We start from the raw sequence: 15,921 nt of genomic DNA, 5'->3' as shown, positions 1-15,921 counted from the left end.
TGGCCTTCGAGCGGATCGGGGCGGACGAACCGCATCGGCAGACCAAGGCGCAGACCCACCTCATCGAGTCCTCGAACGCCTCGTTCCGCGACATGCTGGCCCGCTTCAACCGGAAAACAAAGCGCGCCTCAAAGACACTCGAAATGCTCCAGATCACACTCGACATCTTCCTCGCAAGAAAACGCCTCGCGAGTCCAACATGAACACTCCCCCTTGAGGGGGAGATGCCCGGCAGGGCAGAGGGGGGTATCTACGGGTTAAACCCGCCCCGGCAGCACGCGGTCCGGCGGGCGGTGGCCGTCGAAGAAGGTGCGGATGTTGATCACCACCTTCTCGCCCATGTCGATGCGGCCTTCGAGCGTTGCCGAGCTCATATGCGGCAGCAGCACGACCTTGCCTTCCGTCGCAAGCTTCAGGAGCTTCGGGTTGACCGCCGGCTCGTTCTCGAACACGTCGAGGCCGGCGCCGGCGATCTTGCCCTCTCGCAGGCATTTGATCAGCGCCGTCTCGTCGATGATGCCGCCGCGCGCCGTGTTGACGATGTAGCTCGTCGGCTGCATCAGCTCCAGCCTGCGGGCGGAGAGCAGGTGGAAGGTTGCGGGCGTCGAGGGGCAGTTGACCGAGACGATGTCGACGCGGGCGAGCATCTGGTCGAGGCTATCCCAATAGGTCGCTTCCAGCGCGTCTTCCGTGTCCGGGCGCACGCGGTGGCGGTTGTGGTAGTGAATGGAGAGGCCGAAGGCCTTGGCGCGGCGCGCGACGGCGGTGCCGATGCGGCCCATGCCGACGATGCCGAGCCGTTTTCCCCAGATGCGGCGGCCGAGCATCCACGTCGGCGACCAGCCGGCCCATTCGCCCTTGCGATCCGTCAGGATGCGCGCACCTTCGGCAAGCCGGCGCGGGGCGGCGAGGATCAGCGCCATCGTCATGTCGGCCGTATCCTCGGTCAGGACGTTCGGCGTGTTGGTGACGGTGATGCCGCGCTTGGCGGCAGCCTCGACGTCGACATTGTCGACGCCGTTGGAAAAGCAGGCGATCAGCTTGAGCTGCGGCCCCGCCTGTTCGATGAGGGCCGCGTCGATGCGATCGGTCAGCGTCGGCACCAGGACGTCCGCCGATTTCACGGCGGCGACGAGCTCGGGCTGGGTGCGCGGCGTGTCGTCGATGTTGAGTTCCGCGTCGAACAGTTCGCGCATCCGGGTCTCCACGACCTCGGGCAGGCGGCGGGTGATGTAGACCTTCGGTTTTTTCTTCTGGGTCATGGGATGTTCCGGCGTCCTGTTGACGGGTCCTTAACCAAGTTGGGCAAGGATTGCTTCATCAGGGGCATTTTCTACCAGACCCGGTCGCGAAGACAATCCGCCCTCTTGGCGGTCCCCGCGATTTGCCACGTCGCGCCGGCAAGGCAGCCTGATGCCCTCTACAGTTTCGAACGGATTTTCCATGCGTAACCTCGTCGTCCGTCTCAGCCTTGCTGCCCTTGCCGGCGTCATCGTGTCGGTCGCCGGCCTCTCGCTCGCCCATGCCCAGGCGGCAAAAGGCCCGAGCGGCCTGCCGCTGCCGCGCTTCGTCAGCCTCAAGGCCAAGAGCGTCAATCTCCGCGTCGGCCCGAGCGTCGATTATGCCGTCGCCTGGCGTTATCTCAAGTCCGGCGTGCCGGTCGAAATCATCCAGGAATATGACAACTGGCGCCGCGTGCGCGATGCCGACGGCACGGAAGGCTGGGTGAACCAGGCGCTGCTTTCGGGCGAGCGCACCGCCGTGACGGCACCGTGGATGCGCGGCAAGGGCGAGGACATCTACGTCAACATGCGCCGCGAGGCCCTGGCCAATAGCTCGCTCGTCGCCAAGATCCAGCCGGGCGTCGTCGTCAAGGTCGGCGAATGCAATGGCGACTGGTGCCGCGCCGAAGTGGACGGCACGGCAGGCTGGGTCTCGCAGAACGAGATCTGGGGCGCCTATCCGGGCGAAGCCTTCAAATAAGACCGGCCTTCTTTGCTTCATCCGCCAGCGACAGGAGCGGCCGCGGGCCGACCTGCTGGATGACGAGGCCGGCGGCCAGGCTGCCGAGCTTGCCGCAATCGGCAAGCGAACGCCCCGCCGTATAACCGTACAGGAAGCCGGCGGCATAGAGATCGCCGGCGCCCGTCGTGTCGACCACGCTCGGAATGCTGATCGCCTCCACCCGGGTGCGCTCGCCCTTGGTCAGCACGATCGAGCCTTCTTCGCTCATCGTCACGGCCGCCAGTCGGCAATCCTGCGCGATGCGCGTCAGAGCTTCCTCGAAATCCTCCGTCTCGTAGAGCGCCAGCACTTCCGCCTTGTTGGCAAAGACGATGTCGACGGTGCCGGAGCGCATGAGATCCAGGAATTCGCCGCGGTAGCGGTGCACGCAGAAACTGTCGGACAGTGTCATCGACACTTCGCGGCCATGGGCATGCGCGATGCGGGCGCATTCGCGGATGGCGTCCTTGGCGCGGGGCGGATCCCAGAGATATCCCTCGAAATAGGTGACCTTGGCCTCGGCGACGACATGCTCTTCCACGTCCTCCGGCCCGAGCTCCACGCAGGCGCCGAGATAGGTGTTCATCGAGCGCTCGCCATCGGGTGTGACGAAAATCATCGAGCGGGCGGTGGGCGGGGTGCCGCCGAGCGGCCTGGTCTCGAAATGCACGCCCTGGGCGCGGATATCGTGGATGAAGATCTCGCCGAGCTGGTCGTCGGCGACCTTGCCGAAATAGGCGGCCCGTCCGCCGAAGCTTGCGACACCGGAGGCGGTGTTGCCGGCGCTGCCGCCGGAGGCTTCGAGCGCGGGGCCCATGCGGGAATAGAGCAGTTCCGCCCGATCGGTGTCGATCAGGTTCATCGCGCCCTTGATGATGCCGTTGTGCGTGATGAAGTTCTCATCGCAGCGCGCGATGATATCGACGATGGCATTGCCGACCGTCAGCACGTCGAATTTGGTCATTCGGGATTCCCGTCTCCGTAAGCTTGCCGCGCAAAAGTGTATAGCGGTTTTGCGATAACGGCATGCGTCAAAAAAAATGGTAAGAGCCGGGAGTCGGTCTTAACGGATTTTGCGGAAGTTGAAAGAAAAAAGCCGCCCGGCCGTTTCCGGCGGGCGGCTTTGATCTCCGCGAGGGCGGATCAGTCCTTGGCGCGTTCCACGTAGGAACCGTCTTCGGTGGCGATGACGACGCGCGTGCCGGCGGAAATATGCGGCGGCACCAGCGTGCGAACGCCGTTCGACAGGATCGCCGGCTTGTAAGAGGAGGACGCCGTCTGGCCCTTGACGACCGGTTCGGTCTCCATGATCTCGAGCGTGACGTGGCGCGGCAGGTCGATGGCGATAGCCACGCCTTCATGCACCGAAAGGATGACCGTCATGCCTTCCTGGAGGTAGGCCTTCAGGTCGCCGATGTCCTCGTGGGACATGGTGAGCTGGTCGTAGCTCTCCGGGTTCATGAAGTGGTAGCCGTCGCCGTCCTCGTAGAGGAAGTTGTGCTCGCGGTCCTCGACGAAGGCGCGTTCGACCTGCTCGGTCGTGCGGTAGCGTTCGGAGACCTTCACGCCGTCGGAGATGCGGCGCATATCGACCTGGGTGACCGGCGTGCCCTTGCCCGGGTGGAAGTTCTGCGCCGTCAGCACGACATAGAGCTTGCCGTCGACGTCGAGGACATTGCCCTTGCGGACGGAAGAGGCGATGATCTTTACCATAAGTCTTCCTTGTAACTGGATGGAGCGCGTCGTAGAGGACCGCCTTGAGACGTCTTCCCCGCGCGCTGAAAAGCGTATTCGGGGCCGCAACTATCCTATATTCCGGCAAAAGACCAGTCTGTCCGCCGGCATGGCCGAAGAAACCTGTCACATGAGTGCCACAAGCCAAAAACCCTCGCCCTGGTGGACGCCCGACGTGCACGCCGACCGCCGGCCGTTCCTGATGGCGCGGGGTCGCATTCAGGCGGCCTTGCGCAGCTGGTTTGCGGCGCGCGATTTCGTCGAGGTGGATACGGCGACGCTGCAGGTCTCGCCCGGCAACGAGGCACACCTGCACGCCTTCGAGACCGCCGCGATCGGCCATTCGGGCACGAAGACGCCGCTCTACCTGCACACCTCGCCGGAATTCGCCTGCAAGAAGCTGCTGGCCGCCGGCGAAACGCGCATCGCCTGCTTCGCCCATGTCTATCGCAACCGCGAGCGCGGGCCGCTGCACCATCCGGAATTCACCATGCTGGAATGGTATCGGGCGGGCGAGGCCTATGACGTGCTGATGGCGGATTGCGCGGAGATGCTCGCGCTCGCCGCAGAGATCACGGGCGCATCGGCGCTCGCTTATCGTGGTGCCACCTGCGATCCGGCGCTCGCACCGGAACGGCTGACGGTGGCGGACGCTTTCCGGCGCCATGCGGGCATCGACCTGCTCGCCTCGATCGATCCGGACGGGTCGACCGACCGGGAGCGCCTTGCCGCGGCCATGCGGACCGCCGGCCTGCGCGTGGCGCAGGATGACACCTGGGCAGACCTCTTTAGCCGCGTGCTGGTGGAGAAGGTGGAGCCCGAACTCGGCTTCGGCCGCGCCACCATCCTGTGCGAATATCCGGTCGCCGAGGCTGCCCTTGCCCGCCCCGCGCTGCACGACCGCCGCGTCGCCGAGCGCTTCGAGCTCTATGCCTGCGGCGTGGAGCTGGCCAATGCCTTCGGTGAACTGACGGACGCCGCCGAACAGCGCCGGCGCTTCGAGCTGGAAATGGCGGAGAAGGCGCGCGTCTACGGCGAGACCTATCCGCTCGACGAGGATTTTCTGGCCGCCCTTGCCCTCATGCCGGAAGCAAGCGGCATTGCGCTCGGCTTCGACCGGCTGGTCATGCTGGCGACGGGGGCGTCGCGCATCGACCAGGTGATCTGGGCGCCCGTCGCGGAGACGGCACCATGACGGCGGCCAGAAGCCTGACGACGGTCGCTGAATTCTTCGAGGCCGGCCTTGTCGCGGAGGAGAAGCGCGCGGAAGCGCGTGCCGTCGCCGAAGGCTACACGGTCGCCATCACCCCGTCGCTCGCCGCGCTGATCGATCGTGACGACCCGCTCGATCCGATCGCCCGCCAATTCGTTCCCGATGCGGCCGAACTCGTGACCCTGCCGGAGGAGCGCGCCGACCCGATCGGCGATCTCGCGCACAGTCCCGTCGAGGGCATCGTGCACCGCTATCCCGATCGCGTGCTGCTGAAGGCCGTGCATGTCTGCCCGGTCTATTGCCGCTTCTGCTTCCGCCGCGAAATGGTTGGGCCGGAGGGCCTCGGCACGCTGTCGCCGGCAGCGCTCGATGCGGCGATCGCCTATATCGCCGAACGGCCGGAGATCTGGGAAGTGATCCTGACGGGCGGCGATCCGCTCGTGCTCTCGCCGCGCCGCCTGCACGCCATCATGGAGCGGCTGGCGGAAATCCCGCATGTGAAGATCGTGCGCTTCCACACCCGCGTACCGGCGGTCGATCCGGCCCGGGTGGATGCCGCCCTCATCGCGGCGCTGAAGGCCTCGGGCAAGACGACCTATGTGGCGCTCCACGCCAACCATCCCCGCGAATTCACCACTGACGCCCGCGCCGCCATCGCCCGCATCGTCGATGCCGGCCTGGTGATGATCAGCCAGACGGTGCTGTTGAAGGGCGTCAACGACGATGCGGCGGTGCTGGCGGAGCTGATGCGAACCTTCGTCGAAAACCGCGTCAAACCCTATTACCTGCACCATCCCGACCTGGCGCCGGGCACCTCGCATTTCCGCCTGACGCTCGCCGAGGGCCGGGCGCTGGTGGAAAGCCTGCGCGGCCGCGTCTCCGGCCTCTGCCAGCCGAGCTACATCCTCGATATACCGGGTGGCCACGGCAAGGTCCGGGCAGATTCGCGCGCCGTCGAAGAGGCGGACGACGGCTGTTTTCGCGTGCGCGATTTCCGCGGCGAGACGCATCTTTATTCGCCGGAAGAGGGCGGGGCTTAACGCCAGCGCGGAGCTTTTTTCGCGGACGTCTCTCCACCCTCAACGTCATCCTCGGGCTTGACCCGAGGATCCAGGCGGCACCCGTGGCGTGGATGGTCGGGTCAAGCCCGACCATGACGGAGGAGAGGTTAGGCGCGCTGCCGATCCAGCTTCAGCCCCGTCTCAAAACTCTTCCCAGTCCCCGTCACTGCCCTTTTCCTGCCGCACGCCGAGCGCGCCGGCAAGCTTTTCGCTGAGCGCGAGCGCCGGTGAGCCGACGGGGCGCGATGCGGTGTTGGCCGGCTTGACGTTCCACTGGCCGGGTGACTTGCGGGCGACCGCCGGGGCCGGGGCAGGGGCCGGCGTGGAGGGTACGATGTGGAGATGCGGGGCGTGCACGGTGCGGCCGGCGGCGGCGCTGCCGCCGACGTTGAAGCGGCCGATCAGCGCGTTGAGCGCCTGCACCTCGGAGGCGAGGCCATGGCTTGCCGCCGTCGTCTCCTCGACCATCGCGGCATTCTTCTGCGTACCCTGGTCCATGGTGTTGACGGCGGTGTTGATTTCCTGAAGCCCGGTTGACTGTTCGCGCGCGGCCTCGACGATGGCCGCGACGTGGCTGTTGATCTCCTGCACTTCGGTGACGATCGTCTGGAGCGAGCGCCCCGTATCGCCGACCAGCGACACGCCGGTGCGCACCTGCTCTCCGGACGTGGTGATCAGCGCCTTGATCTCCTTGGCGGCCTTGGCCGAGCGCTGGGCAAGCTCCCGCACCTCCTGCGCCACGACCGCAAAGCCCTTGCCGGCCTCGCCAGCGCGCGCCGCTTCCACGCCGGCATTCAGCGCCAGGAGGTTCGTCTGGAAGGCGATGTCGTCGATGACGCCGATGATGTTGGTGATCTCGCTCGACGACTTTTCGATCTCCTGCATGGCGGAAACTGCGCGGCGCACGATCTCGCCGGATTTTTCGGCGCCGGAGCGCGTGCGGGCAACGAGCTGGCCGGCCTCTTCCGCCCGGCGGGTCGAATCCTTGACCGTGGTGGTGATCTCTTCAAGGGCGGCGGCCGTCTCCTCGACGGAGGCCGCCTGCTGCTCGGTGCGGCGCGAGAGGTCGTCGGCGGCAGCGCGGATCTGGCTCGCGCCGGCATCGATCGCCCGGGCGTTCTCGCCGACTTCGCGCAGCGCGTCGCTGAGGCGCGAGACGGAGGCGTTGAAATCCTCGCGCAGCCGCTCCAGGTCGCCGTCAAAGGGTTTTTCGATGCGGCAGGTCATGTCGCCGCTGGCAAGCCGGCCGAGCGCATCGGCAAGGCTCGCGACGGCCTCCTGCACGCGGCCGCTGTCGCGGGTGCGCTCGGCCTCGCGGGCCTGGCGCTCGCCATCGGCGTGGCGGCGGTCGTCCTCGCTCTGGCGCTCCAGGCGCTGGCGTTCGGCGGCATTGTCGCGGAAGATCGCAACAGTGCCGGCCATCTCGCCGATCTCGTCGGTGCGGTCGGCATGGGGAATGGTGACGGCCGTGTCGCCGCCGGCCAGCCGCTTCATCGCGGCGCCGAGGCCGTTCAGCGGCTTCACCACGCGGCGGTTGACCAGGAAGATCGCGGCAATCGCAAGGCCCATGGAAATGGCGAGCGACGCCCAGGTGAGCGCGAAGGCGGAACCCTCTTCGCCGCGCGCCGAGAGGATCGTCTCCTCGGTGACTTTCTGCGTGCTGGCGACGAGGTCGTTGAGGGCGGTGGTGATCGCGTCGGCGCTCGCCTGCATTGGCCCCTTGTAGACTTCCAGCGCCGGCCCCTTGGCGGCGATGGCGGAGAACTGGATGAGTTTGGCGGAATCGTCGATATAGGTCTTCAGCGTCGCCTTGATGCCGTCGATTTCGGCCGTCGCAGCCGGGTCCGCGGTGTTGGCGGCGCCGTAGCTGTCGACCATGCCGGAAAACGCGTCCGCCCGCTCCTTGATGCGCGCCTCGATGTGGACGATCTCGTCCGGGTCCATCGACAGGAGGTGCTCGGAATAGGTGGCGTTGAGCTCCGAGAAGGCGTGGCTCAATTGCAGGATCGAGCTCATCTGCGGCATGCGGTCCGTGCCGATGCGCTCGATATGGCCAGTCATCGTCGAGAGCGAGCGGAAGGCGACGGCGCCTTGCAGCGCGCCCAGCACGACCATGAGGACGAAGAGCGCGGGCAGGAGCCTGCTGATCCGGACGTTACGCATGACGGTTCCCTGGTTTTCTTGAGACGCACGGCTGCGTGCGTGTGGGCGAAAGTCTAGGAGCGGTCGTTTAACGTGGGCTTAATGGGCCGCCCTGATCTCCTGCCTTGCCGCCCGCTTTTCCACACCCTACATGCGAGACGAACAGGAGTTTTTCGATGATCCTTCACGCTGCCCGGCTCTCGCTTGCCAACCTCTTCGCCCCGGAGACGCGCGGCGTGTTCTGGAAGGTCATCGGGCTCACCGTCCTTGCCCTCGTCGTCATCTGGTTCGGCCTGCGGGAAACCTTCGTCGCCTTTGCCTGGCCCTGGCTGCAAGGCGCCGTCATGCCGGACCTGCCGGAATGGGCGGGCTGGCTCACCTTCGTCTTCGGCATCATCGCGAGCCTCGGCCTGGCGCTGGGTCTTGCGCTGCTGCTCGCACCCGTCACGGCCATCATCGCCGGCTTCTTCCTCGACGACGTCGCCGAGGTCATCGAGAAGCGCGACTATCCGGCGGAACCGCCGGGTACGGCGCTGCCGCTCGGCCAGGCGATCTCGGGCTCGATCAAGTTTCTGGGCATCGTCATCCTCGGCAACCTGATCGCGCTGTTCCTGCTGTTCATCCCGGGCGTCAACCTCGTGGCCTTCTTCCTGGTCAACGGCTACCTGCTCGGCCGGGAATTCTTCGAGTTCGCGGCGATGCGCTACCGCACGCCCGCGGAGGCGCGGCTGTTTCGGGCCAAACACGCCTCCACGGTGCTGCTCGCCGGCCTGCTGGTCGCGGCCTTCCTGGCGATCCCTATCGTCAACCTGCTGACGCCGCTGTTTGCCGCCGGCCTCATGGTGCATCTCCACAAGGCGTTGAGCCGCAAGGACTCCGGCTTCTCACTGCGGCAGAACTGACGCGTCGTAGAGCGCGACATACTCGCCCTTCGGCGGGATCGGCTTGATCACGTCGATCAGCACGCCGTTCGGATCGGCGGTGATGAAATGGCGCTGGCCGAAATCCTCGTCGCGGATGTCGAGCAGGATGGGAAGGTCGGCGGCGCGCAGCGCGTCGTAGAGCGCATCGACATCCTCCACCTCGAAGTTCAGGAGCAGGCCCGAGACCTTGCCGCGGCCGGCGGCGGGGATCGTCGCGTGGCTGCCGTCGAGCACGGCGAGCGTCACCTTCTCGTCCTCGCGGGATTGGAGATGGATGTACCAGCCGCTGTCGAACAGCGCCTCGAAGCGGAAATGCTTTTCATAGAAGGCGGCGGTGCCGGCAACGTCGTCGGTCATGATCACCGGATAATAGCTCGTCGTTTTCATCTCTTTCCCTTTCGTGAAAATAAACATACAGTCTGCATGTTTCTATCAATTAACATACAGACAGTTTGTATGTAAAGGTAAAAAATGGCACGCAGCAACAAGGAACGCACGGAGGCGACACGCCTCGCTCTGATCGAGGCGGCGCGGCGGCTTTTCGTGGAAAAGGGCTATGCGGAGACGGCGACGCCCGACATCGTGGCGGAGGCCGGCGTGACGCGCGGCGCCCTCTACCACCATTTCGAGGACAAGAAGGCGCTCTTCCGCGCCGTGCTGGAGCGGGAAGGCGAGGCGGTGGCCGCCCATATCGAGGGCGTCGCGCTGGAGGGTACATCGCCCCGCGCGGCGCTGCTCCTCGGCGCGTCCGCCTATTTCGATGCCATGGCGGCACCCGGCCGCACGCGGCTTCTCCTCTTGGAGGCGCCGGCCGTGCTGGGCCTCGAAAGCGTTGTGGCGATCGACCGGGAGAATGCGGAAGGCACGCTAAGGGTGGGGCTTGCGGATTTCCTCGGCGCAGGCGCGAATGCCGCAGCACTCAAGGCGCTGACGGAAATGCTCTCCGCTGCCTTCGACCGCGCGGCGATCGCCATCGAGACCGGCGCGGACCGCAAAACTTACGAAGGTGCCATCGCCGATCTCATCGACGGGCTCGTCAGGGCGTAGGGCCGAAAAGCTGCGGCGGCAGTTCCACCAGCGGCGCGGGCACGTCGCAGGTCTTTTCCGGCGACTTGCAGAGATCGGCGATGACGCAGCGCTCGCATTCCGGCTTGCGCGCCTTGCAACAGTACCGCCCGTGCAGGATCAGCCAATGGTGGGCGTGGTAGAGATATTCGTCCGGGATGATACGGATCAGCCGGTCCTCCACTTCGTCCGGCGTCTTGCCGGGCGCCAGCAGCAGCCGGTTGGCGATGCGGAAAATATGCGTGTCGACCGCCATCGTCGCCTGCCCGAAGGCCATGGAGAGCACGACATTCGCCGTCTTGCGCCCGACGCCCGGCAGCAGGATCAGCTCTTCGCGCGTGCGCGGCACCTCGCTGCCGAAGCGCTCCACCAGCATCTGGCTGAGCGCGATAACGTTCTTCGCCTTGTTGCGGTAGAGCCCGATGGTGCGGATGTAGTCGCGCACCTTCTCCTCGCCGAGTGCCAGCATCTTTTCCGGCGTGTCGGCCACCTTGAACAGCGCCCGCGTCGCCTTGTTGACGCCGGCATCCGTCGCCTGCGCGGAAAGGGCGACGGCGACGACGAGCGTGAAGGGATTGACGTGCTCCAGCTCGCCCTTCGGCTCCGGCCGCTGGATGGAGAAGCGGCGGAAGATTTCGCTCAGTTCAGCGTGCGAATACAGGCTCTTCGGCCGCGCCGCCGCCTTGCGACGTTGCGGAGCGGTGCTCGCTGTCTTTTTGATCTTTCCGTTTTCCATGATGCTTCTAATGTAGAGCGCATGTCGTTGCCGCAAAACCGCTACACACTTTTGCGCGACATGCTTATAGTCATGCGTCATGACGCAAGGCAACGCCGACATGACGATGAACGAGCGCCCGGTCTTCTCCGCGGAGCTCCACCCCTACCGCTCGCTCGGGCGCAACGGGCATAGGATCTTTTTCATCATCGCCGGCGCCATGTGCCTCGCCCATATGGTCGTCTTCCTGATCTCGGGCGCCTGGCCGGTCGTGCTGTTCTTCGGCCTGGATTTCCTGGTGCTGTTCGGCGCCTTCTGGCTGAACAACCGGGCGGCGAAGGCCCGCGAGGTCGTCTCGCTGTCGCGCACCAACATCTCGATCCGCAAGATCAGCCCGTCGGGCCGCGAGACCGAACATGTCTTCAACCCGTTTTGGGCGCGCTTCCTCGTCTCGCGCAAGGCGAAGATCGGCATCACCGCCATGCATGTGCGCGGGAACGGCCGCGAGACCGACGTCGGAACCTTCCTGCCGCCCGACGACCGCGAGCGTTTCGCCTCCGCCTTTTCCGGGGCACTCGCCCGTGTGAAACGCGGCTACTAAGGGTCCCCGCAGGAATCGGGTGGCGGGCACGCCAAGGGCGTGCTTTTCTGGCGGCACAGGAGAAGACTGATGAATATTGCCGCGACTTTGCAATCCGATATCACGCCCGAGGGCGATGATTACACCACCGTGCGCCGGGTCATCGAGCTGATCACCGAGGATTATCGCGCGCAGCCCGGTCTGGAGGATATTGCCGGCCAGCTCGGCCAGTCGCCGACGCAGTTGCAAAAGACCTTTACCCGCTGGGCCGGCCTCTCGCCGAAGGCGTTCCTGCAGGCCGTGACGCTCGACCATGCCAAGCGCCTGCTGCGCCAGGAAGCGCTGCCGCTGCTGGAGACGAGTTTCGAGGTAGGCCTCTCCGGTCCGAGCCGCCTGCACGATCTCTTCGTCACGCACGAGGCCATGTCGCCCGGCGAATGGAAGGCGCGCGGCGCCGGCCTGACGATCCGCTACGGCCTGCATCCCTCGCCCTTCGGCCAGGCGCTCGTCATGATCACCGACCGCGGCCTTGCCGGCCTCGCCTTCACCGACGAGCCGGGTGGCATGGACGCCTTCGAGGACATGTCGTCACGCTGGCCGAACGCCCATTATGTCGAGGACAGCGCGGCGACGACACCCTATGCGGAGCGCATCTTCGACCCGAAGCGCTGGGACCCGAAGGAGCCGCTGCGCGTCGTGCTGATCGGCTCGGATTTCCAGGTCCGCGTCTGGGAGGCGCTTCTGCGCATTCCCATGGGTTGCGCCGTCACCTATTCGTCGATCGCCGAAAAGCTCGGCCAGCCGACCGCATCCCGCGCCGTCGGCGCCGCCGTCGGCCGCAACCCCATTTCCTTCGTGGTACCCTGCCACCGCGCACTCGGCAAGAGCGGCGCGCTCACCGGCTACCACTGGGGCCTGACGCGCAAGCGCGCGATGTTGGGGTGGGAATCGGGCAAGGCTTGAGAACAAAAGAGGCCGGCGAGAGCCGGCCTTTATCCTTGGAGGGCACTTACCTCTCATCTTGTCATCCTCGGGCTTGACCCGAGGATCCACCTGCATCCGCGGCGTGGATGGTCGGGTCAGGCCCGACCATGACGGAGGAGAGGGCAGCGGCTATCGCCAAGGGCGAAGCCCTCAATGCGCGCCCGACATATCCCCGAGCACGTCCTTCGACTTGACCGTCGAATCCGCATTCAGCGTGTAGACCATCGGCACGCCGGTCGCGAGGTTGAGCTTCAGGATCTCTTCCTTCGTCAGCTTGTCGAGCACCATGACCAGCGAACGCAGCGAGTTGCCGTGGGCGGCGACGAGGACCTTTTCGCCGCGCAGCACGCGGGGCAGGATTTCCGTGAGGTAATAGGGCCAGACGCGGGCGCCGGTGTCGCGCAGGCTTTCGCCGCCCGGCGGGGGGATGTCGTAGGAGCGGCGCCAGATGTGGACCTGCTCCTCGCCCCACTTGGCGCGGGCGTCGTCCTTGTTGAGGCCGGAGAGGTCGCCGTAGTCGCGCTCGTTCAGCGCCTGGTCGCGGATCGTCTCAAGGCCCTGCTGGCCGATCTCGTCGAGGATGAGCGTCAGCGTCTTCTGGGCGCGGGAGAGATCGGAGGTGAAGGCGATGTCGAACTTGATACCGGTCTCGGCGATCGCCTTGCCGCCGGTCTTGGCTTCCTCGATGCCGAGTTCCGTCAGGTCCGGGTCGCGCCAGCCGGTGAAGAGGTTTTTCAGGTTCCATTCGCTCTGGCCGTGGCGAACGAGGACGAGGGTTCCGCTCATATCATCTGTCTCCCGAGAGGTTCTGTCAGTTGAGCCCGAGCACGTCGAGCATGGAATAGAGGCCGGGCTTCTTGTCGCGCGCCCAGAGTGCCGCCTTGACCGCGCCGCGGGCGAAGATCGAGCGGTCGGTGGCGCTGTGCGACAGCGTCACCAGCTCGCCTTCGCCGGCCAGCATCACCGAATGTTCACCGATGACCGAGCCGCCGCGCAGCGTTGCAAAGCCGATCGTGCCGGCGGGCCGCGGGCCGGTATGGCCGTCGCGCACGCGCACGGAATTGTCTGCAAGCTCGATGCCGCGGCCCTTGGCGGCCGCATTGCCGAGCAGAAGTGCGGTGCCGGAGGGCGCATCGACCTTGTGCTTGTGGTGCATTTCCAGCACCTCGATGTCCCAATCGCCGGCTGGAAGTGCGCGCGCGGCCGTTTCCGTCAGCACGCCGAGCAGGTTGACGCCGAGGCTCATATTGCCGGACTTGACGATGCGGGCATGGCGCGCCGCCGCCTTGATCTTCTCGTCGTCCGCTGGCTGGCAGCCGGTCGTGCCGACGACATGCACGATGCGCGCCTGCGCGGCGAGGCCGGCGAATTCGATCGTTGCGGCGGGTGCTGTGAAATCGAGCACGCCTTCCGCCGCGACGAAGGCTTCCAGCGGTTTGTCGGTAATCGGGACGCCGATCGGGCCGAGGCCGGCGATCTCGCCCGCGTCACGGCCGACGAAGGGCGAGCCCTCGCGCTCGACCGCGGCAAAAACTTCCGCGCCCTCGATGGCGTGGATCGTCCGGATCAGCGTCTGGCCCATGCGGCCCGCAGCCCCCACGACGACCAGCTTCATTGCAGTGCCGCTCATATCCCTTGTCCGTCCATTCTCTACTTGCCCGTGCTGCCGGCGGGCGCCTGAAGGCTGTTAAGGCGAGCGTAAAGGCCGTTTTCCCGGCCTGCAAGCGCCTCGTGCGTGCCTTCCTCGGCAACCTTGCCGTCCTGCATCACGATGATCTTGTCGGCGCGCACGATGGTCGACAGCCGGTGCGCGATGACGACGACGGTGCGCCCGCTCATCGCCTCGTCGAGCGCCTTCTGCACGGCCTGTTCCGACTCGGTATCGAGGGCCGAGGTCGCCTCGTCGAGCAGCAGGATCGGCGCGTTGCGCACCAGCGCACGGGCGATCGACAGCCGTTGGCGCTGGCCGCCCGAAAGCGTCACGCCGTTTTCGCCGACGGGCGTGTCGTAGCCGAGCGGCTGGGCGAGGATGAAATCATGCGCATAGGCGTGACGCGCGGCCTCCTCGATCTCGCCATCCGTCGCATCCGGCCGGCCATAGCGGATATTGTCGCGGATCGTACCCTCGAAGAGGTAGGGCTGCTGCGAGACATAGGCGATGGCATTGCGGAGCGACTGCTTGGTGACATGCGCGATGTCCTGGCCGTCGATCAGGATTTCGCCCTCGGCCGGGTCGTAGAAGCGCGGGATGAGGTTGATGACGGTCGATTTTCCGGCGCCGGACGGCCCGACGAGCGCCGTCGTCCTGCCGCCCTCGGCGGTGAAGCTCACGCCCTTCAGGATCGTCTCGGTCTCCGAATAGCCGAAATGCACGCCGTTGAAGGCGATGGTCGCGTCGGAGACGGCGAGCGGCCTGGCATCCGCCAGGTCGGCCTGGCGCGGCTTCAGGTCGAGGATCTCGTAGATCATGCGGGCATTGACGACCGCGCGCTCCAGGGAGACCTGCAGGCGGGCGAGGCGTTTTGCCGGGTCGTAGGCCATCAGCAGCGCGGTGACGAAGGAGAAGAAGGCGCCCGGCAGCACGCCGCCATAGATCGAGCGGTAGGCGGCATAGGCGAGCACGCCCGAAATGGCGAAGCCCGCGAAGGTTTCGGTCATCGGCGCGGTGCGCTCGGTCAGCCGCGCGATGCGGTTGGAGCGGCTTTCGGCGCGGTCGATGATGCCCTCGACCTTGGTCTTGAGCTGCGCCTCCATGGTGAAGGCCTTGACGATGGCGATGCCCTGCACCGTCTCCTGCATGGCGCCGAGAACGTGGCTGTTCAGCTCGACGGATTCGCGCGTGGCGCTGCGCAGGCGCTTGGAGACGTAGCGCAGGCCGAGAAGCAGCGGCGGTGCGACGACGAAGACGATCAGCGTCAGCACCCAGTCCTTCGAGATCATCACGCCGATGAGGGCGACGAGCGTCAGGAAGTCGCGCGCCACCGACGTCACCGTCATGTTGAGCACGTCGCGGATGCCGGTGACGTTCTGGCTGATCTGGGCGGCGAGATAGGCCGAACGCGACTCGTTGAAATAGCCGACGCTGAGCGCCATCAGGTGCGAAAACAGCCGGCGCTGGTAGCGCGCAACGATGTTGTTGCCGATCTTCGACAGGATGACGGCCTGGTAATAGGTGGCAAAGCCGCGCAGCACGAAGGCGATGAAGATCGAGCCGCAGATGAGGGCGACGAGGTCGGCGCGCTTGTTGGCGAAAGCCTCGTTGACGACCGATTCCATGATCCAGGCGGTAAAGCCCGTGGTGCCGGCGACGACCGCAAGGCAGGCGATGGCGATGACATAGCCCCGGACGTGCTCGCGGCCATTCTCGGCGATGATGCGCTTGAGCACGGTGGTGACGGTGTCGGAGCTTATGGGCTGGCGCTGGGTGCGACTCTTTTCGGCCAATACACTGACTTTCCTGCACGGTCCTGCGGCGCCGGGAGGAAGCGCTGCACTGGCCG

16 protein-coding genes and 1 pseudogene are annotated in these 15,921 nt (G+C 66.0%); 8 read left to right on the top strand and 9 right to left on the bottom strand.

Annotated elements, in window-relative coordinates; translation table 11 throughout:
* A pseudogene (locus GB927_RS16920) lies at window positions 1–203 on the top strand (hypothetical protein); the annotation flags it as partial.
* Between the two features lie 54 nt (window positions 204–257).
* On the opposite strand, the gene GB927_RS16915 reads toward GB927_RS16920, so the two are convergent.
* A complete protein-coding gene (locus GB927_RS16915; protein WP_256118342.1) occupies window positions 258–1,262 on the bottom strand; it encodes a 2-hydroxyacid dehydrogenase in 1,005 nt (334 codons plus the stop codon).
* Between the two features lie 181 nt (window positions 1,263–1,443).
* On the opposite strand from GB927_RS16915, the gene GB927_RS16910 reads away from it, so the two are divergent.
* The gene (locus GB927_RS16910) at window positions 1,444–1,983 is read left to right on the top strand and encodes an SH3 domain-containing protein (RefSeq protein WP_256118341.1); all 540 of its coding nucleotides are present in this window, start codon (window positions 1,444–1,446) and stop codon (window positions 1,981–1,983) included.
* On the opposite strand, the gene GB927_RS16905 is transcribed toward GB927_RS16910, so the two are convergent.
* A complete protein-coding gene (locus tag GB927_RS16905) occupies window positions 1,976–2,968 on the bottom strand; it encodes an adenosine kinase (protein WP_256118340.1) in 993 nt (330 codons plus the stop codon). The two genes, GB927_RS16910 and GB927_RS16905, sit on opposite strands and share 8 nt — an antisense overlap.
* Window positions 2,969–3,147: 179 nt before the next feature.
* Window positions 3,148–3,717: an elongation factor P gene (gene efp / locus GB927_RS16900; protein ID WP_256118339.1), complete on the bottom strand. Its 570-nt coding sequence runs from the start codon at window positions 3,715–3,717 to the stop codon at window positions 3,148–3,150.
* Window positions 3,718–3,868: 151 nt separating this feature from the next.
* On the opposite strand from efp, the gene epmA reads away from it, so the two are divergent.
* Together epmA and GB927_RS16890 are read left to right on the top strand one after the other, a co-directional pair.
* Window positions 3,869–4,933, top strand: coding sequence for an EF-P lysine aminoacylase EpmA (gene epmA / locus GB927_RS16895; RefSeq protein WP_256118338.1), 1,065 nt, complete (start codon window positions 3,869–3,871; stop codon window positions 4,931–4,933).
* On the top strand, window positions 4,930–5,991 hold the full coding sequence (locus GB927_RS16890; RefSeq protein ID WP_256118337.1) for a lysine-2,3-aminomutase-like protein: 1,062 nt from the start codon (window positions 4,930–4,932) through the stop codon (window positions 5,989–5,991). Before epmA ends, GB927_RS16890 begins: the two co-directional genes overlap by 4 nt.
* 162 nt (window positions 5,992–6,153) lie before the next feature.
* On the opposite strand, the gene GB927_RS16885 is transcribed toward GB927_RS16890, so the two are convergent.
* Window positions 6,154–8,175, bottom strand: coding sequence for a HAMP domain-containing methyl-accepting chemotaxis protein (locus GB927_RS16885; protein WP_305111667.1), 2,022 nt, complete (start codon window positions 8,173–8,175; stop codon window positions 6,154–6,156).
* Window positions 8,176–8,330: 155 nt separating this feature from the next.
* Between GB927_RS16885 and GB927_RS16875 the strand changes: the two genes are divergently transcribed.
* Complete coding sequence (locus GB927_RS16875; protein WP_256118336.1) at window positions 8,331–9,056, top strand: sulfate transporter family protein; 726 nt, start codon at window positions 8,331–8,333, stop codon at window positions 9,054–9,056.
* Here the strand turns inward: GB927_RS16875 and GB927_RS16870 are convergent.
* Complete coding sequence (locus GB927_RS16870) at window positions 9,039–9,464, bottom strand: VOC family protein (protein ID WP_256118335.1); 426 nt, start codon at window positions 9,462–9,464, stop codon at window positions 9,039–9,041. The two genes, GB927_RS16875 and GB927_RS16870, sit on opposite strands and share 18 nt — an antisense overlap.
* An 84-nt stretch (window positions 9,465–9,548) precedes the next feature.
* On the opposite strand from GB927_RS16870, the gene GB927_RS16865 reads away from it, so the two are divergent.
* The gene (locus GB927_RS16865) at window positions 9,549–10,124 is read left to right on the top strand and encodes a TetR/AcrR family transcriptional regulator (protein WP_256118334.1); all 576 of its coding nucleotides are present in this window, start codon (window positions 9,549–9,551) and stop codon (window positions 10,122–10,124) included.
* On the opposite strand, the gene nth is transcribed toward GB927_RS16865, so the two are convergent.
* Entirely contained in the window at window positions 10,114–10,878 is a 765-nt protein-coding gene (gene nth, locus GB927_RS16860) for an endonuclease III (protein ID WP_256118333.1), read from the bottom strand. The two genes, GB927_RS16865 and nth, sit on opposite strands and share 11 nt — an antisense overlap.
* A gap of 79 nt (window positions 10,879–10,957) precedes the next feature.
* Here nth and GB927_RS16855 point away from each other — a divergent pair, with 79 nt between their 5' ends.
* Window positions 10,958–11,458, top strand: coding sequence for a DUF2244 domain-containing protein (locus GB927_RS16855; RefSeq protein WP_256118332.1), 501 nt, complete (start codon window positions 10,958–10,960; stop codon window positions 11,456–11,458).
* Between the two features lie 69 nt (window positions 11,459–11,527).
* Window positions 11,528–12,400: a methylated-DNA--[protein]-cysteine S-methyltransferase gene (locus GB927_RS16850; protein WP_256118331.1), complete on the top strand. Its 873-nt coding sequence runs from the start codon at window positions 11,528–11,530 to the stop codon at window positions 12,398–12,400.
* A 171-nt stretch (window positions 12,401–12,571) separates the two neighbouring features.
* On the opposite strand, the gene GB927_RS16845 is transcribed toward GB927_RS16850, so the two are convergent.
* The 3 genes from GB927_RS16845 to GB927_RS16835 are packed head-to-tail and all read right to left on the bottom strand — an operon-like array spanning window position 12,572 to window position 15,865.
* On the bottom strand, window positions 12,572–13,207 hold the full coding sequence (locus GB927_RS16845) for a 2,3-bisphosphoglycerate-dependent phosphoglycerate mutase (RefSeq protein ID WP_256118330.1): 636 nt from the start codon (window positions 13,205–13,207) through the stop codon (window positions 12,572–12,574).
* 25 nt (window positions 13,208–13,232) lie between these two features.
* The gene (gene dapB, locus GB927_RS16840; RefSeq protein WP_256118329.1) at window positions 13,233–14,051 is read right to left on the bottom strand and encodes a 4-hydroxy-tetrahydrodipicolinate reductase; all 819 of its coding nucleotides are present in this window, start codon (window positions 14,049–14,051) and stop codon (window positions 13,233–13,235) included.
* 20 nt (window positions 14,052–14,071) lie between these two features.
* Complete coding sequence (locus tag GB927_RS16835; protein WP_256118328.1) at window positions 14,072–15,865, bottom strand: ABC transporter ATP-binding protein; 1,794 nt, start codon at window positions 15,863–15,865, stop codon at window positions 14,072–14,074.
* Window positions 15,866–15,921: the final 56 nt, after the last annotated feature.

Source organism: Shinella lacus, assembly GCF_010994755.1.
GTDB lineage: Bacteria > Pseudomonadota > Alphaproteobacteria > Rhizobiales > Rhizobiaceae > Shinella > Shinella lacus.
This window is presented reverse-complemented; position numbering and strand designations above follow the sequence as displayed.

Coding starts and splice junctions, on each gene's coding strand:
- GB927_RS16915 (WP_256118342.1), bottom strand. CDS start 1,262: ATGACCCAGAAGAAAAAACCGAAGGTCTACATCACCCGCCGCCTGCCC.
- GB927_RS16910 (WP_256118341.1), top strand. CDS start 1,444: ATGCGTAACCTCGTCGTCCGTCTCAGCCTTGCTGCCCTTGCCGGCGTC.
- GB927_RS16905 (WP_256118340.1), bottom strand. CDS start 2,968: ATGACCAAATTCGACGTGCTGACGGTCGGCAATGCCATCGTCGATATC.
- efp (WP_256118339.1), bottom strand. CDS start 3,717: ATGGTAAAGATCATCGCCTCTTCCGTCCGCAAGGGCAATGTCCTCGAC.
- epmA (WP_256118338.1), top strand. CDS start 3,869: ATGAGTGCCACAAGCCAAAAACCCTCGCCCTGGTGGACGCCCGACGTG.
- GB927_RS16890 (WP_256118337.1), top strand. CDS start 4,930: ATGACGGCGGCCAGAAGCCTGACGACGGTCGCTGAATTCTTCGAGGCC.
- GB927_RS16885 (WP_305111667.1), bottom strand. CDS start 8,175: ATGCGTAACGTCCGGATCAGCAGGCTCCTGCCCGCGCTCTTCGTCCTC.
- GB927_RS16875 (WP_256118336.1), top strand. CDS start 8,331: ATGATCCTTCACGCTGCCCGGCTCTCGCTTGCCAACCTCTTCGCCCCG.
- GB927_RS16870 (WP_256118335.1), bottom strand. CDS start 9,464: ATGAAAACGACGAGCTATTATCCGGTGATCATGACCGACGACGTTGCC.
- GB927_RS16865 (WP_256118334.1), top strand. CDS start 9,549: ATGGCACGCAGCAACAAGGAACGCACGGAGGCGACACGCCTCGCTCTG.
- nth (WP_256118333.1), bottom strand. CDS start 10,878: ATGGAAAACGGAAAGATCAAAAAGACAGCGAGCACCGCTCCGCAACGT.
- GB927_RS16855 (WP_256118332.1), top strand. CDS start 10,958: ATGACGCAAGGCAACGCCGACATGACGATGAACGAGCGCCCGGTCTTC.
- GB927_RS16850 (WP_256118331.1), top strand. CDS start 11,528: ATGAATATTGCCGCGACTTTGCAATCCGATATCACGCCCGAGGGCGAT.
- GB927_RS16845 (WP_256118330.1), bottom strand. CDS start 13,207: ATGAGCGGAACCCTCGTCCTCGTTCGCCACGGCCAGAGCGAATGGAAC.
- dapB (WP_256118329.1), bottom strand. CDS start 14,051: ATGAGCGGCACTGCAATGAAGCTGGTCGTCGTGGGGGCTGCGGGCCGC.